Raw genomic sequence first — 19,660 nt, 5'->3', positions numbered from 1 at the left:
CGTCGGCGGGTCGGAGAAGCGACAGGTGTTAACAGCGTCGGTGAGTATCGTCGCCCATGACAATTTCAGAGGGCGATACAGTCAGGATCGAGTACGTCGGACGGCTGGAGGACGGGAGCGTGTTCGACACGTCGGATAAAGTACTCGCAGAGACGGAGGGGTTGCTCGACGACAACCCGGACCGAAGCTTCGCGCCATTCACGCTGGAAGTCGGTGAGGACGACGTCATTCCGGGACTCACCGAGGCGCTGATCGGGATGGAAGATGGCGAGCAGAAGACGGTGACGATTCCGCCAGAGAAGGCCTACGGGGAACACACTGACGAACGAATCGCCGAGTACGAACGCGACACCTTCGAGGAGATGCTCGGCGGCCGCGAAGCGACTGTCGGCACCGAAGTCGAAACCGAGCAGGGGCTTCCGGGCGAAGTGACCGCAGTCGAAGACGATACCGTGACCGTCGACTTCAATCACGAACTCGCCGGTGAAACGCTGGAGTTCGATATCGAAGTTGTCAGCGTGAAGTGACTCGCTGAGCAGTTCGCCCAACCGTCGAGAACCGACTGTCGGCGTGGCGGAACGCTCTTTGATATCCTCCGAGTACTCCAACCCGGCCGATGACGAGCACTGCCCACAGAGCCGGATACCGGCGATGACGAACCCTATGAGTGCCGAGGCCGCCATTCTGACGGTAAGGGAAGTCTCTGGGGTTAACTGGTTGTGGCCATGGTAGATATAGGCCCCGGTCAGTTCAGCCTCCGCTCACCGTGTTAGATTGAAGCTAGTTAGCCGATGGAGCGAACGACACTCCGAACAGCAGCCGAAGATTGATTAATGCGTATATCCGAGTATACGGCACATGAGTAAATCAGTTCGTATCTCCGAGGAGTTCCACGAGTTCGTGAAGGCTCACAAGCGCGAAAACGAGACGATGGAGGAGACGCTTCGTCGCCTCATCGGAGGACCACATCCCGAGGACGTCGCCGGGATACTCTCGTCGGAAACGGCGACGGCGATGCGGGATCGTCTCGAAAACAAGCGCAAGACCGATGCTGAAGAGAAACACAAACTCCGGGAGCGGTTCGAGTGATCCTCGATACGTCGTTCCTGATCGATCTCTTCAACGGTCGCGAGGGGGCGTTCGAGAAAGGCATCGAACTCTCCGAGACGAAGACCGTTCAGCGGGTTCCATCACCGGTCGTCATGGAGCTCTCGTACGGTGCCGAGTTCGGTGATGAGGACGAACGGAGGGCGGTTAGGAACGCGCTCCGGATGTATCCGGTCGTCGAACAGAACGATACGATAGCTCATCGCGCCGGACAGTTGCTCGCACGGGCCGACCAGCAAGCCGACGGTGAAAGCGGCATCGATAAAGTCGATCCGATGGTCGCAGCAGTCTCTGACGTCTACGATGAGCCCGTCCTCACCGACAACGTCGAGGACTTCGCAGCACTCGGAGTCGACATCGAGACGTATTAAGACGTGGATAGATCGTGAGTTGTGAGTCCCAAGGCCGACTTTCTATCCACACAGTTGCGAGGAGAAGTGAACGAAATATCACCCCTCGTACTCAAAGATGTCGCGCAGTACGTGGTGGATGAGTCGGTGACCGAGCCACGGACGGCCTCGACGGCAGGCGCGTCGGATTACGGTGACGACACGCCCGAACGCAAGCGGTTCACCGTGGCAACGGCACCTGCCCAGAACGCCGAGAGGAAGCCAGAGAGTCTGAGTTCGACAGGATCGATACCCAACCACCGTGCGAGTGGGCCGCTTCTGGTCCCGGCACCGAGCGCGGCAAGGGTGCGGTTTCGGGCTCGAATCTCCAGTGCGAGATCTCCCGTCGTCAGCACCGAATGCAGGCGCCCGTGCTCGGTTGTCGGCAGACTTCGGAGGGCCTGCACCGCCGAGACGGCCGACGGGAATTCGAGGAACAGTCGCTCCCCCGTCGACCGGAGCGTCGCCTCTGTCCCGTCGACCGTCAGGGTGAGGTCTGTCGTGACTGTGAGCGGCACCGACTCGGAGTCGTCGCTGTCAGTCACGTTCACGAGTCGTGATTCGGACTGTGCCATCGAGTCGCCAGTCGGCGTGGTCGGCATTATCACCGACCTTGCTGGGAACCTCGACCACCATGTCCTCGAACTCGTAGATTATCTCGGCATCGCGGCCGGTCAGCCTGTCGTAGAGACCGATGGCCAAATCGGGCCACGTTTCCATTTCGTCGATTCGTTCTTCGCCGGTTGATGATTCAGCCATACAATATCTTTCGTAAGACATAGGAAAATACTGTTTTCGGGATACATATTGGTGCAGTCGTATTGCGTACCGATAGTCTTTGTTCAGTATTCAATTGGTTACCTCTGGCAGTCACGTGATCCTGCAACCACAGTATTTGGAACCACAACGTATAAGTGTGACACTAAAAAATAATAGATTAGATGGGTCTAATTATTTGCTTTGGTGGTGACCTATGACACGCGAGGTGTCCGACGGACGAGCGGTGACGCGACGGGACGCACTACGCGCTGGCGGTGCCGCGGCGCTCGTGGGTCTGGCCGGGTGCACGGCGCTGCCGAGCGCACCCGGACAGGCCCAGAGCGGCGGTGGCGACCCGGTCGCAGTGGCTTCGTTTTTCAGCTTCTTCGACTTTGGACGACAGATCGCCGACGGGACCCCGCTGACGGTGGAGAACCTCGTCCCGACGGGACTGCACGGCCACGGTTGGGAACCCAACGCCAGTATCACCCGGCGTATCATCGACGCGGACGCGTTCGTTCACGTCGGGGAAGACTTCCAACCCTGGGCCGACCGCGCCATCGAAATAATCAAAGCGGACGACGTGGACACGGCGCTGATCAACGCCCGAGAGGACATCGACCTGGTGGATCTCGCCGCATCCCTCGACCGTGAGGAGGAGGGCGTCGGCGCTCAACGCGGGAAGGACCCGCACTTCTGGCTCGACCCGCAGCGCGCGAAGCAGTCCGTCGACAATATCGCCGACGGGTTCGCGGAAGTCGTCCCGGAATACGCCGACGCCTTTCGTACGAACGCCGAGACGTACAAGTCCGAAGTGCTCGAACAGATCGATTCAGACTACGAGGCCATGTTCGATCGGTCCGAACGCGACATCGTCCAACTGGCCGCGCACAACGCCTTCCAGTACATCGGGGTACGCTACGGCGTTCGGATGCGACCGCTGGTGACGAGTCTCGCGGCGAGCGGCGACGTCAAGCCCGCCGACATCCGTGAGGCGGCGGAGGTCATCCGCGAAAATAACATCCGCTACATCGCAAACGGCGTCTTCGAGGCCCAGCGTCCAGCCCAGACACTCGTCCGCGAGACGGCTGTCGAAGCGTACTTTCCCGTGACGCCGTACGCTGGCGTCCGTGAGGACTGGGTCGAGGAGAACTGGGGCTACGAGGAAATCGCCTACAATATCAACATGCCCACGTTCGAGATCGTCCTCGGCAACAAGACACCCGAGGATGCGGCCCCCTCGGCGAGCTGGCTCGAGCAGTGGCGGAACTTCACACCGATATGACAACGCACGATACCGACTCCGCAACGGCGGCCGACACGGACGAGCGGATAGCCACTGGGACCGGTCCGGACACTGCGATAGACGAGCCACTCGTCGACCTCTCGGGCGTTACCTTCGGGTACACGTCGACGCCCGTCGTGGAGGACGTGTCGCTGACTATCGACCAGGGGGAGTACGTCGCTATTGTGGGGCCCAACGGCTCGGGAAAGTCGACACTGATGCAGCTCATGCTGGGCCTGCTGCGTCCGGACGAGGGGACAGCCCGACTGTTCGACGAGTCGGCCACACGCTTCGACGACGGCGAGCGCGTCGGGTACGTCGCCCAGCACGCTAGCGCGGCGAAAGAGATGCCTATCACCGTGCGCGAAGTCGTGAAGATGGGACGCTTTTCTCACGTCGGACTCGACCGCTTCGCCGCCGAACGGACCGTCGACAGCTTGCTCGAAGAGCCGGTGAGGACCGTCACTGACGCCGCGAAGGCGGTCTTCGGCCGCCTCTCGGCGGAGGACTGGACCATCGTCGACGACGCGCTTGCGACTGTCGGAATGAGTGCGTTCGCCGACCGGCGTGTCACGCAGCTCTCGGGTGGCCAACGCCAGCGCGCGTTCATCGCACGGGCGCTGGCGAGCGAGGCCGACCTGCTCGTGCTGGACGAGCCGACTGTCGGCGTCGACGCCGAGTCGGTCGACGCCTTCTACGACCTGCTGGCGGCGCTCAACGCAGAGGGCATCACCGTCGTTCTTATCGAACACGACCTCGGTGCGGTTGTCGAGCACGCCAACCGCGTCGTCTGTCTGAATCGCGAAGTCTACTTCGACGGTCCGACCGACGAGTTCGTCGAAAGCGACGCGCTGGCCCGAGCGTTCGGGACTGAAGCGCGGTTTCTCTCGGGGGTGGACGGATGAGCGCGGGCGTGGCGGCCACGCTCACGGCGAGTGCCCTCGCCAGCGTGGACCTGTCTCTGACCCTCCCGCTTCAGGGCGTTCTGGGTGGAATCGGCGACCTGGTCTTCGGGATTCTCCTGTGGTTCTTGGAGCAGTGGTACTGGCTGATGGACTGGGTGTACTACTTCACGGGCGTGGAGATGCTGAACCCGGAGTACCGGTATATGCACCGAGCGCTCCTCGTCGGGCTCTGTATCGGTGTGATGGCCCCACTCATCGGTACGTTCCTCGTCCATCGACAGCTCGCGCTCATCGGAGACGCACTGGCTCACACCGGGTTCGCCGGGGTCGCTGTCGGACTCTTCCTGAATGCTGTCCTCGACCTGGGGGTGTCGCCCTATCTCACCGCCGTCGTCGTGGCGATGATCGCCGCGCTGTTCATCGAACTCATCTCCGAGGTCACGGACGCCTACAACGACGTCTCGATGGCCATCGTCCTCTCGACGGGGTTCGCGCTGGGGACGACACTCATCAGCCTCAACGCAGGAGGACTCGCTGTCGGTGTCAATCAGTTCCTCTTCGGCAACCTCGCTACGGTGTCGCCCCAGAGCGCAGCGATTCTTCTGGTGCTATTCGCCGTCATCGTCGTCACGGTGGCCCTGACGCGCAACCAGCTCCTGTACGTCACGTTCGACGAGACCGCAGCCGCCGTCTCCGGCATCTCCGTCAACTGGTACAACCGAGTGATGGTGATGCTGACAGCGATGGTCGTCGTCGGCGCGATGCAGATCATGGGTGTCATCCTCGTCGCGGCGATGCTCGTGGTTCCAGTCGCGGGTGCGACCCAGGTGTCCCGTAGTTTCTCTGAATCGCTTCTCGTCTCGGTCGTCCTCGCGGAACTCGCGGTGTTTTTGGGTATCGGCGTCGCCTACTACACCGGCGTTACGGCCGGTGGCATCATCGTCCTCGTCGCCGTGGGCATCTACATCTGCGCCGTCGCGCTGGGTAAGGTTCAATCTGCTCGTGGTGATCAGGCCACGCCCGACATGGGGAGCATCGAGGCCGACAGCGTCGATGTCGGCGTCGGGAGGGATGACTGATGGTGACCGCCAGTGACCGCGACTCGCCACGCGACGATCGCGTCAGAAGCGACGAGCGGGTGTTGCCTACGGTCGATCCGGGTCTTCTCTGTCGAGTTGTTCCGAGAGCAGATAGCGACCGAGTTCTGACAGCGCGTCCAGCCCCTGTACCTCGGTCTCCTGGAGCGGAACGACGCTGACATCGAGATCGAACTGTTCGTCGATCTCCCGCAAGCGCTGTGTGTGTCGTCGTGCGTCGCGCTGACACCTGTCACACTGGCACTCGTCCTCATTCTCGAAGACGCGGTTCACCACGAGTGAGTCGACCGGAACAGACGCGGTATCGAGACGCGAGACGAGTCGATCGGTTTCGGCTATCGCCATCCGCTCGGGCGTGAGTACAACCCGAAACTGAGTTGTGGCTGGGTCACGGAGCAGTTCTCTCACCACGCCGACGCGTTCGCGAAGTGTCTCGATCTCGTCCGAGTTGTCTGTGCCACCCCAGTATGCTGCGGGCCCGAGTACGATGCTCCGTGCCGCTCTGGCCGTCCGCTGAACGCGCCGCTGCACCTCGCCAGCCACGCCGAGGGTCTCCCCGAGCACTTCGGGGAGGTCGAGCAATCGAAGCGTGTGACCGGTCGGTGCAGTGTCGAAGACGACATTGTCGTACCCCGCCAAGGAGTAGCGAGCGATGTACTCGAGCGCGGCCACCTCGTCGCCGCCCGGGATCAATCCCGACTCGAAGAGACGTTCGAGGTCGTCGTCGTCCAAGCGTAGTCCTGCATCGCGAAACTCCGCGACGAGCGCCTCGACGACGCGCTGATACGCTTCCTGCCCGCTCTCGGGGTCGACCTCGGCGGCGAACAGCGAGTCGGTCACTGCGCTTGGTTCCCCCGTGAGGTCGCGCTCGAATGCGTCGCCGAGGGAGTGAGCCGGGTCAGTCGAGACCACGAGTGTTCTCGCGTCCGACGACCGCTCCGAGAGTGCCAGCGCGTGTGCTGCCGCACAGGTCGTCTTTCCGACGCCGCCTTTCCCGCCGTACAGCGTGATCGTAGACGAGTGCTGTTCTGTCTCGTCGGACTGATTCATCATCCCTAGATAGGGACCACGTCGTTACAAGTGTACGTCCGACTGCCATCACGATACGCATCACTGGCTGTGTCTTCCGCAACCAGTATCGGCCATTTGTGAGTCAAGATCCGGCGCAGACGGGTACATTTATACGGTCATCGTATCTACATTCGAGTATGGCAACGAACCCTGTCGAGCGGAACTTCGTGACCCGGTACATTCTGGGATTTGCAGTTATCGTCGCGATGATGTTGGGTGGCGGCGCAGGCGGCTACGTGCTACAAGGCGTCGATATCCCCTATGCTGGTGGGATTGGAACGGCACTCGGTGCCCTCCTCGTATTCGTGGCGTTCGTGGCCTGGTATCGTCGCTACGACGCATCCTACTCTTCTGAGTAGCGGAACGATGCAGTAATGGGATTGACAGCGGTTGTCCGGAAGGAAGTGCTCGATTCGCTTCGCTCGTATGCGTTACTCACTCTCACCACCGTCTTCGTCCTCTCACCGTCTTCGTCCTCTTTGGCGGTGGCCTCGCTGTGATCGAGTGGGTGCCGACCATCTTTCCACGGATAGATCTGTCTTGAGAGGCACTTACGAAGCCCGCACTCAGAACGGAACGGATCGCATCACCGCGGGAAGCTTGTTTCGGAGGCGGACCGACAGGCTTCCCGAGAGGTCGTGAATCTCGCGCATCTCTGCGTCCGTCAGACTAAAATCGAAGATGTCCACGTTTTGCGCGATGTGTTCGGGCGAAGACGAGCGCGGGATCGGCGCGACGCTCGGTTGCTGAACGAGCCAGCGCAGCGCGACCTGCGCCGGGGTCTTTCCGTATCGTGTTCCGATCCGTTCGAGTGTCTCGTCGCCGAGGACGGACCCCTTGGCGAGCGGGCTGTAGGCAGTCAGAATAGTATCGGTTTTCTCGCAGTGCTCGCGGAGGCTCCGCTGGTCGATGTAGGGATGATAGAGTACCTGATTCGTGACGATTGGAACCGTGGCGGCGGATTGCGCCTCTGAAAGCTGCGACTCGGTGAAGTTGCTCACACCGATGTGCCGAGTCACGCCTCGCTCGACGAGTTCTTCCATCGCCGCGAGTGTCTCCTCGATCGGTATCCGGGGGTGGGGCCAGTGCACGAGCAGCAGGTCGACGTAGTCGGTCCCGAGGCGGCCACAGCTCGCCTCTGCAGCCTCGATGAGATCAGCGCGGCGGAGGTTCGACCGCCACACTTTCGTCGTCAGAAAGACGTCGTCACGATCGACCGACGACCGCCGTATCGCCGCCCCGACCGCCCGCTCGTTGTCGTAGTACTCGGCGGTGTCGACGTGGCGGTAGCCGTATTCGAGGGCAGTCTCGACGGCAGATTCACACGACTCGCCAGACAGCTGAAAGGTACCAACGCCCGGAATCGGCATCTCCACCCCGCTGGCTTCGATGTGTTCCATGCGTGTGTCGAACGACCGGAGCGAGTAAAGCGACGTGGTCTCGTCGTCAGTGTGTGCCTCGACCGCGATATTTTTTGCTCCCGAGAGAACGTCACTTGGAGACCACGTCGACCGCGATGCCACCGTCGTTTCTCGTCAGCAGATACAGGACGAACGACGACAGCCAGTGTGATCCAGCGTAGTCGTCTGTAAACGCCAGCTCGATGCCAGCGCGTGCGTGCCGCCGTGCGCTCGCTGTGAACAGGTCGCTGTACCGGTGTTCGGGAAGCGATTCGGCGAGGCCGACCAGACACCACGCTTTCGAGAGGTTCATCCCGACCAGATGGAGCGCGACCCCCTCGTCGGGGTCGGGGTCGACGTCAACCGGATCCAGAATCGTGTCGTAGGGAGCGCTCGTCAGGTCCGGGAAGAAGTCGTCGACCCACTCGATGAACGCGTCGGGAGTGAGCACTCGACGCATCAGGTCAGCCTCGGTCAGCGCCGGGGAGAGGAAGTCCCAGCCCATCGGTTCGTACTCGACGGGATAGGCCTGGTCGTCCTGATAGAACGCCCGTGCTGTCTGTGCCGCAGCAGTCGCAAGCGAATCGTCGTCCGTCACCGCGGCGTAGTCGAGGACGAATCCAAGCGCGAACGCAGAGTTGTGATGCGTCCCGACTCGGAACGGGCGATCCTGTGTGAGAAACTCCTCGCGCACCAGTGAGACGATCCGAGATTCGAGCGGTTCGAGCGACTCCCGCCACGCGATTGCGTGCTCTGTGTCCCACAGCGAAAGCTCTGCGACGAGCCGGAGCAGCCATGCCCACCCGTAGGGTTTCTCGAAGGTCGGGTTTTCCTCGAAGTAGGCGAGTTCACCCTCGACGTTCGCTGGGGTGAACCGGTCGTCGAGACGCTCGACAATATCCGCGCTGCGAGGGTGGTCTGCAAACAGGCGAAGCTGGCGAATCAGACACCAGTGACTGTGTACCGCAGAGTGCCAGTCGAAACAGCCAAAGAAGACCGGATGTTGCTCGCTCGGCTTGGTCATCGAATCGGGACCCTCCGTAGCGCGCTGATGGTGTGGGTACTCCGTCCCGATGCAGTCGAGTGGATACGCTGCGAGTTCCTCCTGCAGCGGGGACTCGATCGGATCGCTGTGCCCAGCGAGAATCGTCTCGACGTCGACCTGTTCGAGTGGATCCATCGCTCTGTGCTTGCGCGCTGGATCCTATCAGTATTTGGGTACTGTGGTGGCGAGCGAAGTTCGCGACGTCACTCCGGGTACAGTTCGTCTTCGCGTTCGACGCCGTCGATGGCCGCGACGTCTTCGGGGTCGAGGTCGACGGACTGTGCCGCGAGATTCGCTTCGAGATGTTCGCGGCTGGATGCTTTCGGGATCGGGTGAATCCCCTTTTCGAGGAGCCACGCCAGACTGGCCTGTTCGGGCGTGATGTCGTGGCGGGCCGCCACCTCGACGACGGCATCCACGTCGCCGACGCGTCCGTCGTACAGCGGCGAGTAGGCGACGAGTGGATACTCGTGTTCGCGAGCGTGTTCCAGTCGGTCTTCGGGCTGAAAGCGCGGATGGTACTCGACCTGATTGGCCGCAGGGGGGCGCTCCAGCACGTCGATAAAGCGGTTCAAATCATCCAGTTCGAAGTTACTGACCGCGATCTCGTCGACCAGTCCGTCGGCCTGCAGGTCCGCAAGCGCCGGAAGCGTCGATTCGGGGTCGTATTTCCCGCGCGGCCGATGTACGTACAGGAGGTCCACGGCGTCGAGTCCGAGTCGGTCGAGACTCTCGACGGTGCTTTCGCGCACTCGGTCGAGTTGGTCGACCCAGAGTTTCGTCGCCACGACGAGTTCGCCGCGGTCGACGTCGGCGCGAGCGATTCCCTCACCGACGACAGCCTCGTTGTCGTAGATTTGCGCGGTGTCGAGATGCCGGTAGCCCACGTCGATTGCAGTCGCTATCGCTTCGGGGTCTGTAATTCCCATCGTTCCCAATCCGAGTCGTGGCAAGTTCATACGATCATGTCTGCCACTGCGGATTTGTACCCGTCGACTCGCGTGCCCGTCGCGATCTGGTTCGGCATACCCGAGCGTCCGTCGAGTTGACGGTGTAGCCTCTGCCGTTCCGTCAGGGACGATCCGGTCCGCGACCTATCTTTATAGACACTATATCTGGACTGAGTGGTATATAGCACTCTCCAGCGATACAGCGACCTCTACTCGGATCAGAACAGAACGTACCGCTCGTAGGCATCTATACCCCTATTATAAACCGCTTTTACCCTCTTCTCTCTCTACACAGGTGATGGCGCAAGACTCAGAGCGTCTGTCTGACTTCGCATCGCGACGTAAATTCCTGGTGGCCTCGGGTGCCGTCGGTGCCACGGCGCTCGCTGGCTGTTCGAGCAACGATGGCTCAGACGATGGCGACGGAAGCGGTGACAGCTCCGGAGACGGAAGCGGTGACGATTCCGAAACAACCAGTGGTGACGGATCCAGCACTCCGGAATCGAGCGACGGCAGCGGTGACGGCTCGGGAGACGGCAGCGGCGACGACGGCAGTGAGCAGATGTCCGACGAGGACGAGGACATCGCCCCGGTGACGGCGGACGGTTCCTCGACCGTCTACCCGATCACCAACCTGGCCTCGTCGCTGTGGAACGGGAACCCGCCAGCAGACGACCAGGAGTACTGGGGTCCCGGCCAGTACGACATCGACACGGACATGAACCTCGCGGATTACTTCGCCAGCCTCTACGGGTTCGAGCCGACCGAGACGCGAAGCGTCCCGCCCTTCCAGGCGCAGGTCGCACTCAGCCACTCCGGGACGGGCGTCGAGGGGGTCATCAACGAGCGCGTCGACATCGGTGACGCGAGTTCGACGGCCGAATCCATCCTCGGGAGCGACCACGAGGCACTCGACAACATCGTCGACCACGTCGTCGGCGTCGACGGTCAGCCGGTCGTCGTGAGCCGAGAGATCTACGACGCGGGCGTGACGCAGGTCACGGGCGACCAGCTCCGTGCGATCTACAAACAGGAGATCACGAACTGGAGCGAACTCGGTGGCCCGGACCAGGACATCTACGCGATCGGGCGCGCTCAGGACTCGGGGACCGACACCGCGTTCAGAGCCAACCTCTACGGCGACCCCGAGGAGCCGATCGAGCCGGACGTCCGCCGCGGACAGAACCAGCAGGTCGCACGGCTAGTCGAGCAAAACGACAACGCAATCGCGTACATCGCATTAGCGTTCGTCGAGCCCGATGGCGCGACGCCACCGATCGGACTCGAACTCGACGGGACACTCTACGAGTACGGCAAGAACCTCGGTGCGAAGGAGTACCCGCTCAGCCGCGACCTGCACTGCTACACGTGGGAGGGCACCGACCGACGCGAGAGTGCCTTCCTCAACATGATTCTCTCGGAGTTCGGCCAGCAGTACTTCGTCGAGCCGAACAACTACTTCAAACTCCCGCCGGAGCGACGCGAAGAAGAGCGGGCGAAGCTGGCTGACCAGGCCTGATTCAGGCTACGACAGTCGTCTCGCCGACGAGCGACTTTACATCATGTTTCATATACTGACAAACATACTGACGTTCGTTCGACAGCCGAGAGCGACGCTTGTCTCGACGCTTCAGGAGGCAAAAGCGGAGGGGCGTTTGCGTCTCGGACTCGTACTCGCACACTGGCTGTTCGCAGCCCTACAGGTCCTGTTTCTGGCCGGTGTCGTCGTCGCAGTTCTCCGCCAGTCTGACTGGACCAGGCCGCTCCTGTACAGCTTTCTACTCACGGGCGCGGCCGAGGTGATAACGTGGCGATTCCGGGAACAGACCGAGTCGCTGCTCCGGCGTGGCGCTGACCTCGACCGTCTGAGTCTCGCTCTCGTACTCGCACAGATGCTGCTGATAACCGTCGTCTTCGCGGCGTTTCTCCGCCAATCGGTGTGGACGACAACGCTGCTGTATGGCTTCCTGATCGTCAGCGGCGTCGGATGGGTCAGCAGACAGGCGCTGACCGCGAAGATGCTGACGTTTTTCATGACCGCGGCCACGCTCCTGACGCTGGGGCTCATCGCGGTCTTTCTGGTGCTCGAGGCCGTGCCCGCATTTCAGGAGCTTGGATTCGGTCTCATCTCACCGTTCGAGGTGAAGGAGTGGCAACCCAGTCAGACTGAGTATTCGCTGGTCCCGATGATCTGGGGGACTGCGCTCACAACCTTCGTCGCCATCCTTGTGGCGGCACCGTTCGGGATCGCTGGCGCGCTGTTCATCAGCGACATCGCCCCTATCTGGCTTCGCGATATCGTCAAGCCAGCGGTGGAACTGCTCGCGGGCATCCCGTCGATCGTGTACGGCTTCATCGGCTTTACTGTCATCAATCCCTACGTCGGAAATCTCCTCTCGGTCAACCCCGGCGCGCTGTTTGCTATCGGTCTCATCATCGGGTTCATGGCGCTGCCGACGGTCATCTCGGTGGCAGAAGACGCCCTGTCGGCCGTCCCAGAATCGATGAAAGACGGGTCGGCGGCGATGGGTGCGACTGACTGGCAGACGATGAAAAGTGTCTCGATACCGACTGCCTTCTCCGGCATCTCTGCGGCAGTGTTGCTCGGGATCGGTCGAGCCATCGGCGAGACGATGGCGGCGACAGTCATGATCTCCCACAGCCGCCGAATGCCCCAACCCTCGTCGTACAACGTCTTCGACAGCACCGAGACGCTGACGACGTTTATCGCCTCAAGTTACGGACACGTCACGCCCGGACAGCTATTCTGGAGCGGACTGTTCGCAGCCGGGGTCATTCTGATGGTGATCGTCACCGGACTCGGTGTCGTGTCACAGCTCATCGAACAGCGAATGCACCGAAAATTGGAGGGTGGACAATGAGTGACGCGTACGCAGTCCGACTCGTTGACGACGGCGGAACAACCTACGAACGGTTTGCGATGGCTGTCGTGGCCGGGGCCTTCCTCGCGTTCGTCCTCGGAGCGGCGACACTGTTTGGATGGGTCCCCGTCGAGGGGGTTGTCGCTGGCGTCTCTGCCCCGTACTACTTCGGCGCTGGCGTGCTCGCACTCGGCATCGCATCGGGCGCGCTCGGTGTGTTTTCACGCTGGGGAGCCGTTCGAACCACGCCCGATAGCACGCCCGGACTCGGTGTCGGTTTCAGCCAGCTCGTCATCTGGACGGTCACCGCCGGACTGGTGGCGAGTAACACCGTTGGACTCGGGTGGCTCGGCTGGCTGGTTGCCCTTCCGATCGGTGTCGGTGCTGGCTACCTGACACTCATCGCACGCGAGGATGTCGGTGGAACACTCCCCGCTGCTGTCTTCATCGGCCTCGTTGGCCTGTTCGTTCTGACGGGTGTGATCGCGCCGGAATGGACGTGGGAACCAAACGCGTTCGACGCCACCATCCCCGGCACCCTCGTGATCCCGATTCTCACGATGGTGTCGAGTCTGCTGGCCGGCTGGGCCGGGGCGTCGGCGTACGACGGATTCGGCATGCAGGGCAGGCAGAACGGTGCCTTCATGCTCATCTCACTCGTCGTGATGCTGGTTCTCTCGGTGCTCGTCTATCTGCTGGTGTTTGTCTTCCAGCGCGGCATCATGGTCGTGCTCGAAAATCTCACTGTCGGTGCTGGAACGGCACTCCTGCTCGTGTTGAGTTCGCTCGTGTTGCTGGTCCGCCATGGCCATGTCAACCCCGGAGTGACCCGAGGCGCTGGCAGAGTCCTCGCGTTCGTGCACCTCACCGTGGCGTCGCTGCTCGCGCTGGGCGCAGTCGGATTCTCGTACATCATCGCCACGAACCAGTCTGTAACGAGAAACGCGGTCACGATAGCCCCGACGACCACTGTCGGTGCGCTTATTGGACTGTTCGTCGGGGCGCTGTTCCTGCTGCTAGCCCGGCGGTCGACGCCCACGTGGGCACCCGAGTCGGATCGGGGACGTACTGCCGAGTTGATCCGACGGGTCGGCCTCGGCATACTGGCCGCGACCGCACTGATAGAGGTCTTCAGCAGCGGTGAACTCGCCGTCGGCGGTATCGCAGTCGTGCGTTCGCTCGTCTTTCTCGTCGGCGGTGTGGCCGTCGGATTGCTCGTCGTTCACGGACTGGACCGGCGGTCGAGTGCCTCGCTCACGCGGCCATGGCTACCGCCGCTGTCGCACAGCGTGACGATGGGATTGAGCGCGTTCGTCGTCGCCTGTCTCCACGTCACAATCACCGGCTATCCACTGGAACTCGGTCCCGTCGGGCTGACCGCGGGCGGCACGATCGACTGGCCGTTCGTGATGAACGCCTCGCAGGGACTCGGGATCCAGATCGGCGTGATGCCCGCGATGTTTGGAACCATCTGGCTCGTTATTGGTGCCGTGCTGTTTGCGGTGCCGCTTGCCGTCGGTGCTGCCGTCTATCTCACCGAATACGCCGAGGATAGCATGTTCACGCAGGCAGTCGATATCGCGACAAATGGCCTCTGGAGCACGCCGAGCATCGTCTTTGGCCTGTTCGGCCTCGCCTTCCTCGTGCCGAGATTCGGCGGGAGCCCCTCCATCTTCGCCGCGCAACTCGTACTCGGGTTCATGCTGCTCCCACTCGTGCTCATCACGAGCAGGGAAGCGATGAAAAGCGTTCCCGACGAGTACAGGGACGCGAGCGCGGCATTAGGCGTCTCGAAGTGGGAAACGATCCGGAGCGTCGTCATCCCGGCGGCGATACCGGGGATCACGACGGGCGTGATCCTCGGTGTCGGCCGAATCGCAGGCGAGACCGCGCCGCTACTGCTCGTGCTCAACGGGCCGAACTTCCCGAACGCCGGGCCGGGCGTGCTCTCGAGTTTCGCGTTCGACCTGAGCGCGCAGGCACCCTTCGTTCACGTCTCCAATCCCGCACTGCTCGAACGCGCGAGCGCACTGCCGTATCAACTGTACGCGGTCATCACCGCCGGTGTCGGTGCCGAGGAGTCCTTCGGCTGGGGAACGACGCTCGTGCTGATCGGTGTCGTCCTCATGTTCTTCGGCATGGGTATCGCAACCAGACGCTACTTCAGGAAGAAACTGCACCAATGACAGAAACAAGTCTCGACACAGCGACAAAGCAAAGCACTGAATCGAACGTATCGACGACAGAGACGACCACCGGAGAGAGCGAAGAACAGACGAAAGAATCGTGGCGACAGTACTCCTTTACCGGCGAACCGGTGCTGTCGGTCGAGGATCTGAACGTTTGGTACGGTGACGACCACGCGTTGACGGATATCTCGATCGATATCCCCGAGGAGAGTGTGACCGCGCTCATCGGCCCGTCCGGCTGTGGCAAGTCCACGTTTCTCCGGTGTCTCAACCGGATGAACGACCGGATCAAAGGTGCCCGTGTAGAAGGGTCGGTCTCGTTTAACGGGCAGAACATCTACGACGAGGGAGCCAACCTGGTCGAACTTCGAAAGCGGATCGGCATGGTGTTTCAGCACCCAAATCCCTTCCCGAAGTCGATCCGAGCGAACGTTGCCTACGGTCCGCGCAAGCACGGCGACATCGACCGTGGACTTGTCCCGCGATTGCTCGGGCGCGACGACAGGGAGAAGGAAAACGAACTGGTCGAGCGCTGCCTGCGTGATTCGGCGCTCTGGAGTGAGGTGAACGACCGCCTCGATTCGAACGCGCTGAGCCTCTCCGGCGGACAGCAACAGCGACTCTGTATCGCCCGGTGTCTCGCGGTCGACCCCGAAGTCATCCTGATGGACGAACCCGCCTCTGCGCTCGACCCGATCGCCACCTCGAAGATCGAAGACCTCATCGAGGAACTCGCCGAGGAGTACACGGTCGTCATCGTCACCCACAACATGCAGCAGGCGGCGCGCATCTCCGACCAGACCGCCGTCTTCCTCACCGGCGGCGAACTCGTCGAGTACGGCGACACGGACCAGGTGTTCGAGAACCCCGAGAGCCAGCGTGTCGAGGATTACATCACCGGCAAATTCGGGTGAGTTCCGTGGCACGAGAAACCTATCAGGAGTCGCTCGATGCCCTCCGCGAGGACGTCGTCGCGATGGGTGATCTCGTCGTCACGCGACTCGATACGGCGCTTTCGTGTCTGGACAGCGGTGACGAGGCGCAGGCCCGCGAGGTTATGGACGGCGACGACGAGATAAACGAACGATACCTCTCGCTCGAAGACGACTGTATCGAACTGTTCGCGCTGCAGGAACCCATCGCGAGCGACCTGCGCTTCGTGGCGGCCTCGTTCAAGATCCTCACTGACATCGAACGCGTCGGAGATCTGGCGACGAACATCGCGGGCTACGCGATCATGTCCACGCGCGATCTTGCCCCGCCGGTCGCGCTCGACGAGATTGGTCAGGACGCGAAAGAACTCCTCGAACGGAGTCTCAGTGCCTACGAGACGGGGGACGCAGCGGCCTGTCGGGACATCGTCGCGAGCGACGACGCCATCGACGCGCTCAGTCAGCAGGCAAGCGAGACGGTCACACGCGACCTGATAGAACGGGAGAGCGGTCGGGAACGGCAGTGGAGGGTCGAGCAACTGCTCGACGACGTCGCCAGTGTCCTGTTGACGATCAGAGACCTCGAACGCGTCGCGGACCACGGGGTGAACATCGCGGCCCGCACTCTGTACATGGTCGAAAACGACCCCGAACTCATCTACTGAATAATGGACACACGCAAAGTACAGACGGTCGGCGGCGGAACGTACATGGTCTCGCTCCCGAAGGAGTGGGCAGAATCACGCGACATCGACCGCGGCGACACCGTCAACGTCCACAGCCACATCGACGGCATCCTCGTCATTCAGACCGGAGAACGCGAGGAAGATATGCTCGGCGCGGTGACGGTCCCGGTGACAGCCGACGACGCAGACGAACTCGAACGGACGCTCCGGGCGGCGTACGCGGCAGGATCGACGGAAGTCACGTTCGACGCAGTGGAGACGTTCACCAACGAACAGCGGCGAGTCATCAATCAGGTGGCCCGAAACCTCCCCGGCGTGTCGATTGCCGAGGAATCCGACACGTCGATCAGCGTTCGCACCCTGCTCGATGCCGACGAGGTGTCGATCCGTCAGTCGGTGCGGCAACTCAAATTCGTCGCGCTCTCGATGCATCGGGACGCGACAGCTCCGCTGACCGGGGAGACGGAGCCAGCGAGCCTGGCTGACCGCGACGACCAGGCGGACCGACTGTACGCGATGATCGACCGGACATTCACGCGGGGCCTCGCTCGCCTCGACCAGGTCGATGCGCTCGAACTGACCAGACCCGAACTGTTCGAGCTGTGGGCGGCGACACACGAACTGGAACGTGTCGCAGACCACGCCGAAGCGCTCGGGACGGCAGTACGACGAATCGATGGATCCGTCGACCAGTCGATGCGCGACGAAATCGACGTGATCGCATCCCAGTCTCGACAAATCGTCTCGGAGTCGGTGGACGCGCTCGTTGGCGACGGCGGTGTCGATACCCTCCACGAGACGCTGAATGCCCGCGATGCGCTCCGAGAAGAGATCACGGCGTGTACGTACCAACTGTCCACGTCAGAGACGAACGCCGAGCGCGTCATCCCCGTTCTCGACCGATTGCGCCGGACGGCAGAGCACGGCGGGAACATCGCCGAGTTCGGACTCCGCCGGGCGGTCCGGGAAGGAAACCTTTCGAGATCTACGTCGAAAAGCGGGTCCAAAAATAGTGCTGAACAGAAGTCCCAGTTTTCAACTGGCGAATGACAGCAGCGTTCTCGCATTCGTCGAGTCTTGACGTGACCGAAAGCCACCGACTGGCATTCTGTAGAATCAGTGTCTATTACACCCGAAATTCGATCAGTTATGTAGAATAATATCGGATAGCCAAAACAATTTTGTTATAATAATCCGAGTAACAACCAGATGCCGATAGCTGGTGAGTTGATTCGGCTGGCTTATATTGGTGTTTTCAGTCTGACTGCGCTCGTTTGTTTTGCTGCAATCGCTCGTGCTCGGTCCCAGATCACTGATACAGATACCCAGTGGGGTCTGATCTCTCTGCTGGCAACCTGTGGCCTCTGGTCGTCTTTCCACGTTGGTCGTATGGTTGCCCCGCTCCCAGAACTGAAGCTGACCTTCTATATCCTCGGTCTCACTGTGGGATTAGCATCAGTTGGCTCGTGGCTGTACTTTTGTTCGGCCTACGCCGGGGAGTCCTACCATCGACAAAAATTCTATAGACGGCTGGCGCTTGGGGTTTTCAGCATCATTCTCATAATAAAGTGGACGAGCCCAGTTCACGGCCACTATTTTTCGACCAGTACCGCTGCCACACCATTCTCTCATCTCGTAATCCGATTCGGGGTGCTTCACTGGATCGTTACCGGGTTCGCGTATTCGCTCTCAGCGATCGGATTCTATATTCTCTTTGACCTGTTCCAGGACTCGAATTACGCCACCAAGCGCTTGTCAGGTCTTGTCGGATTGGCGGGTTTACCCGTGATCTTCGATCTTGTAGCGTATTCAAATTCAGACATCTTTCTCACGATGAACTACGAACCGATAGGTGTCGGCCTGTTTGCGATCGGAGTGCTGTACGTTATTGATGGGCGATTTGTTGCCGTTCAGCGGTTCGGCCGTGAGCAGTTATTGGATGAGCTTAATGAGGGAGTGATTCTGCTCGACGAAGAGAATCTCATTCAGGACGCCAATATCGTGGCGAAAGAGATGTTTCCGAGTCTCGAGAACAGCATCGGTAGCGCCTTAGAGGACTCGGTTCCAGAGTTGTCAACGTATCTACCGGCGAACTCAGAAATAGTCAGCTTTTCTGAATCGAACCTCTCCAACTACTATTTGTTATCGAGCAAACAGCTCACTGTGGGTCAAACCGCAGTCGGGCAAATTCTTGTGCTGGCCGATGTTACCCAAGTTGAACGGATCCGGCGTAAACTTGAACAACAGAACTCACAATTCGATGATTTCGCGGAGGCGATCACCCACGAACTCCGAAATACGGTCAACATTATCACGCAATACACTGAGCTGACTCAGCAAGCGATCGATTCAGACGCAGAGTCACAACTGTCTGGCAATCTTACCACGATCATGGAAACAACCGATCGAATGGAGCAGATCATCACCAATCTAACGATGTTGAGTCAGTACGGACGCCCCATCGAGCAGACAACAACTGTCGACGTCACGAGTGAGGCAAAGAGAGCGTTCAACTCGGTGACGAACGGAGGACAATCCCTCGAGATTAGCGTCGACGAGACGATCGAGGCAAACGAGGTACAGACTGGTCTATTGTTCGAGAACATATTCCGGTTCCTAATTGAGAACGGTGCTGATCAAATTACTGTGATGCAGACGGACAATCAGTTCGTAGTATCGGATAACGGAACATCGCTGAAAGGTATGAACGAGCAACGACTATTGGCATATGGCGAAGCAGTACCGGATGCAAAGCGAGGAATGATACTTCCAATTGTCAAAACATTAGCTGGAGCACAGGGGTGGGACGTAGCGGTTGACACATCCTACGAAGACGGCTCTCGTCTGACCATAGACTACTTGCACTAAACATACCTACTGACATCTGCGTTATAAAAATACCCAATAAAATGAATCCACGCACGAGACGGGAATTCGGCAGGCTTGTCGCGGGAACGGGACTG

The 19,660-nt window shown here is 60.7% G+C and carries 21 protein-coding genes; 15 read left to right on the top strand and 6 right to left on the bottom strand.

The genetic code is table 11. The annotated features are described in order from the left end of the window. Positions 1–56 precede the first annotated feature (56 nt). The 3 genes from ACMGFL_RS08485 (at position 57) to ACMGFL_RS08475 (ending at position 1,478) form a co-directional block, all read left to right on the top strand. Positions 57–527, top strand: a complete 471-nt coding sequence (locus ACMGFL_RS08485) for an FKBP-type peptidyl-prolyl cis-trans isomerase (protein ID WP_436935103.1) — start codon at positions 57–59, stop codon at positions 525–527. Positions 528–858: 331 nt separating this feature from the next. Then, positions 859–1,089 (top strand): hypothetical protein, encoded by a 231-nt coding sequence (locus ACMGFL_RS08480; RefSeq protein WP_436935102.1) that lies wholly within the window; start codon positions 859–861, stop codon positions 1,087–1,089. Further along, a complete protein-coding gene (locus ACMGFL_RS08475; protein WP_436935101.1) occupies positions 1,086–1,478 on the top strand; it encodes a PIN domain-containing protein in 393 nt (130 codons plus the stop codon). Before ACMGFL_RS08480 ends, ACMGFL_RS08475 begins: the two co-directional genes overlap by 4 nt. A gap of 167 nt (positions 1,479–1,645) precedes the next feature. Here ACMGFL_RS08475 and ACMGFL_RS08470 read toward each other — a convergent pair whose 3' ends face one another. Next, positions 1,646–2,071 (bottom strand): peptide ABC transporter ATP-binding protein, encoded by a 426-nt coding sequence (locus tag ACMGFL_RS08470; protein WP_436935100.1) that lies wholly within the window; start codon positions 2,069–2,071, stop codon positions 1,646–1,648. Next, positions 2,034–2,255 (bottom strand): hypothetical protein, encoded by a 222-nt coding sequence (locus ACMGFL_RS08465; protein WP_436935099.1) that lies wholly within the window; start codon positions 2,253–2,255, stop codon positions 2,034–2,036. Before ACMGFL_RS08465 ends, ACMGFL_RS08470 begins: the two co-directional genes overlap by 38 nt. A gap of 244 nt (positions 2,256–2,499) precedes the next feature. Here ACMGFL_RS08465 and ACMGFL_RS08460 point away from each other — a divergent pair, with 244 nt between their 5' ends. The 3 genes from ACMGFL_RS08460 to ACMGFL_RS08450 are packed head-to-tail and all read left to right on the top strand — an operon-like array spanning position 2,500 to position 5,524. After that, positions 2,500–3,540: a metal ABC transporter substrate-binding protein gene (locus ACMGFL_RS08460; RefSeq protein WP_436936435.1), complete on the top strand. Its 1,041-nt coding sequence runs from the start codon at positions 2,500–2,502 to the stop codon at positions 3,538–3,540. Further along, positions 3,537–4,445 carry a metal ABC transporter ATP-binding protein gene (locus tag ACMGFL_RS08455; RefSeq protein ID WP_436935098.1) on the top strand — a complete coding sequence of 303 codons (909 nt, stop codon included), beginning with the start codon at positions 3,537–3,539 and terminating at the stop codon, positions 4,443–4,445. Before ACMGFL_RS08460 ends, ACMGFL_RS08455 begins: the two co-directional genes overlap by 4 nt. Further along, complete coding sequence (locus ACMGFL_RS08450; protein ID WP_436935097.1) at positions 4,442–5,524, top strand: metal ABC transporter permease; 1,083 nt, start codon at positions 4,442–4,444, stop codon at positions 5,522–5,524. Before ACMGFL_RS08455 ends, ACMGFL_RS08450 begins: the two co-directional genes overlap by 4 nt. A gap of 66 nt (positions 5,525–5,590) precedes the next feature. Here ACMGFL_RS08450 and ACMGFL_RS08445 read toward each other — a convergent pair whose 3' ends face one another. Further along, positions 5,591–6,592 carry an ArsA family ATPase gene (locus tag ACMGFL_RS08445; RefSeq protein WP_436935096.1) on the bottom strand — a complete coding sequence of 334 codons (1,002 nt, stop codon included), beginning with the start codon at positions 6,590–6,592 and terminating at the stop codon, positions 5,591–5,593. A 158-nt stretch (positions 6,593–6,750) separates the two neighbouring features. On the opposite strand from ACMGFL_RS08445, the gene ACMGFL_RS08440 reads away from it, so the two are divergent. Continuing rightward, the gene (locus ACMGFL_RS08440; protein ID WP_436935095.1) at positions 6,751–6,972 is read left to right on the top strand and encodes a DUF8144 family membrane protein; all 222 of its coding nucleotides are present in this window, start codon (positions 6,751–6,753) and stop codon (positions 6,970–6,972) included. Positions 6,973–6,987: 15 nt separating this feature from the next. After that, on the top strand, positions 6,988–7,113 hold the full coding sequence (locus ACMGFL_RS08435; RefSeq protein ID WP_436935094.1) for a hypothetical protein: 126 nt from the start codon (positions 6,988–6,990) through the stop codon (positions 7,111–7,113). A 66-nt stretch (positions 7,114–7,179) separates the two neighbouring features. On the opposite strand, the gene ACMGFL_RS08430 is transcribed toward ACMGFL_RS08435, so the two are convergent. The 3 genes from ACMGFL_RS08430 to ACMGFL_RS08420 form a co-directional block, all read right to left on the bottom strand. Beyond that, positions 7,180–8,013 carry an aldo/keto reductase gene (locus ACMGFL_RS08430; protein WP_436936434.1) on the bottom strand — a complete coding sequence of 278 codons (834 nt, stop codon included), beginning with the start codon at positions 8,011–8,013 and terminating at the stop codon, positions 7,180–7,182. A gap of 91 nt (positions 8,014–8,104) precedes the next feature. Continuing rightward, entirely contained in the window at positions 8,105–9,193 is a 1,089-nt protein-coding gene (locus ACMGFL_RS08425) for a DUF2891 domain-containing protein (protein ID WP_436935093.1), read from the bottom strand. A gap of 68 nt (positions 9,194–9,261) precedes the next feature. Then, positions 9,262–10,017 carry an aldo/keto reductase gene (locus ACMGFL_RS08420; protein ID WP_436935092.1) on the bottom strand — a complete coding sequence of 252 codons (756 nt, stop codon included), beginning with the start codon at positions 10,015–10,017 and terminating at the stop codon, positions 9,262–9,264. A gap of 289 nt (positions 10,018–10,306) precedes the next feature. Here ACMGFL_RS08420 and ACMGFL_RS08415 point away from each other — a divergent pair, with 289 nt between their 5' ends. The 7 genes from ACMGFL_RS08415 to ACMGFL_RS08385 all read left to right on the top strand — a co-directional run bounded on the left by ACMGFL_RS08415 (position 10,307) and on the right by ACMGFL_RS08385 (position 19,565). Then, positions 10,307–11,527: a substrate-binding domain-containing protein gene (locus tag ACMGFL_RS08415; RefSeq protein WP_436935091.1), complete on the top strand. Its 1,221-nt coding sequence runs from the start codon at positions 10,307–10,309 to the stop codon at positions 11,525–11,527. Positions 11,528–11,570: 43 nt separating this feature from the next. Further along, positions 11,571–12,890 (top strand): phosphate ABC transporter permease subunit PstC, encoded by a 1,320-nt coding sequence (gene pstC / locus ACMGFL_RS08410; RefSeq protein ID WP_436935090.1) that lies wholly within the window; start codon positions 11,571–11,573, stop codon positions 12,888–12,890. After that, positions 12,887–15,076, top strand: a complete 2,190-nt coding sequence (pstA, locus tag ACMGFL_RS08405) for a phosphate ABC transporter permease PstA (protein ID WP_436935089.1) — start codon at positions 12,887–12,889, stop codon at positions 15,074–15,076. Before pstC ends, pstA begins: the two co-directional genes overlap by 4 nt. Then, the gene (gene pstB, locus ACMGFL_RS08400) at positions 15,073–15,993 is read left to right on the top strand and encodes a phosphate ABC transporter ATP-binding protein PstB (RefSeq protein WP_436935088.1); all 921 of its coding nucleotides are present in this window, start codon (positions 15,073–15,075) and stop codon (positions 15,991–15,993) included. Before pstA ends, pstB begins: the two co-directional genes overlap by 4 nt. 5 nt (positions 15,994–15,998) lie before the next feature. Next, entirely contained in the window at positions 15,999–16,676 is a 678-nt protein-coding gene (gene phoU / locus ACMGFL_RS08395) for a phosphate signaling complex protein PhoU (RefSeq protein WP_436935087.1), read from the top strand. Positions 16,677–16,679: 3 nt separating this feature from the next. Continuing rightward, positions 16,680–17,747: a PhoU domain-containing protein gene (locus tag ACMGFL_RS08390; RefSeq protein WP_436935086.1), complete on the top strand. Its 1,068-nt coding sequence runs from the start codon at positions 16,680–16,682 to the stop codon at positions 17,745–17,747. Between the two features lie 159 nt (positions 17,748–17,906). Next, complete coding sequence (locus tag ACMGFL_RS08385) at positions 17,907–19,565, top strand: sensor histidine kinase (protein ID WP_436935085.1); 1,659 nt, start codon at positions 17,907–17,909, stop codon at positions 19,563–19,565. Positions 19,566–19,660: the final 95 nt, after the last annotated feature.

The sequence above is a fragment of the Halovenus marina genome (assembly GCF_051414115.1).
In the GTDB taxonomy this organism is placed as follows: domain Archaea; phylum Halobacteriota; class Halobacteria; order Halobacteriales; family Haloarculaceae; genus Halovenus; species Halovenus marina.
Note: the sequence above shows the minus strand (reverse complement) of the source record. Positions and strands in the feature narration are given on the sequence as shown.

What these genes read in the sequence shown, in the direction of transcription:
- ACMGFL_RS08465 (WP_436935099.1), bottom strand. Translation starts at nt 2,255, where the DNA reads ATGGCTGAATCATCAACCGGCGAAGAACGAATCGACGAAATGGAAACG.
- pstC (WP_436935090.1), top strand. Translation starts at nt 11,571, where the DNA reads ATGTTTCATATACTGACAAACATACTGACGTTCGTTCGACAGCCGAGA.
- ACMGFL_RS08420 (WP_436935092.1), bottom strand. Translation starts at nt 10,017, where the DNA reads ATGAACTTGCCACGACTCGGATTGGGAACGATGGGAATTACAGACCCC.
- ACMGFL_RS08480 (WP_436935102.1), top strand. Translation starts at nt 859, where the DNA reads ATGAGTAAATCAGTTCGTATCTCCGAGGAGTTCCACGAGTTCGTGAAG.
- ACMGFL_RS08430 (WP_436936434.1), bottom strand. Translation starts at nt 8,013, where the DNA reads ATGGAACACATCGAAGCCAGCGGGGTGGAGATGCCGATTCCGGGCGTT.
- ACMGFL_RS08470 (WP_436935100.1), bottom strand. Translation starts at nt 2,071, where the DNA reads ATGGCACAGTCCGAATCACGACTCGTGAACGTGACTGACAGCGACGAC.
- ACMGFL_RS08450 (WP_436935097.1), top strand. Translation starts at nt 4,442, where the DNA reads ATGAGCGCGGGCGTGGCGGCCACGCTCACGGCGAGTGCCCTCGCCAGC.
- ACMGFL_RS08425 (WP_436935093.1), bottom strand. Translation starts at nt 9,193, where the DNA reads ATGGATCCACTCGAACAGGTCGACGTCGAGACGATTCTCGCTGGGCAC.
- ACMGFL_RS08435 (WP_436935094.1), top strand. Translation starts at nt 6,988, where the DNA reads ATGGGATTGACAGCGGTTGTCCGGAAGGAAGTGCTCGATTCGCTTCGC.
- pstA (WP_436935089.1), top strand. Translation starts at nt 12,887, where the DNA reads ATGAGTGACGCGTACGCAGTCCGACTCGTTGACGACGGCGGAACAACC.
- ACMGFL_RS08385 (WP_436935085.1), top strand. Translation starts at nt 17,907, where the DNA reads ATGCCGATAGCTGGTGAGTTGATTCGGCTGGCTTATATTGGTGTTTTC.
- pstB (WP_436935088.1), top strand. Translation starts at nt 15,073, where the DNA reads ATGACAGAAACAAGTCTCGACACAGCGACAAAGCAAAGCACTGAATCG.
- ACMGFL_RS08485 (WP_436935103.1), top strand. Translation starts at nt 57, where the DNA reads ATGACAATTTCAGAGGGCGATACAGTCAGGATCGAGTACGTCGGACGG.
- ACMGFL_RS08390 (WP_436935086.1), top strand. Translation starts at nt 16,680, where the DNA reads ATGGACACACGCAAAGTACAGACGGTCGGCGGCGGAACGTACATGGTC.
- ACMGFL_RS08455 (WP_436935098.1), top strand. Translation starts at nt 3,537, where the DNA reads ATGACAACGCACGATACCGACTCCGCAACGGCGGCCGACACGGACGAG.
- ACMGFL_RS08415 (WP_436935091.1), top strand. Translation starts at nt 10,307, where the DNA reads ATGGCGCAAGACTCAGAGCGTCTGTCTGACTTCGCATCGCGACGTAAA.
- ACMGFL_RS08440 (WP_436935095.1), top strand. Translation starts at nt 6,751, where the DNA reads ATGGCAACGAACCCTGTCGAGCGGAACTTCGTGACCCGGTACATTCTG.
- ACMGFL_RS08445 (WP_436935096.1), bottom strand. Translation starts at nt 6,592, where the DNA reads ATGAATCAGTCCGACGAGACAGAACAGCACTCGTCTACGATCACGCTG.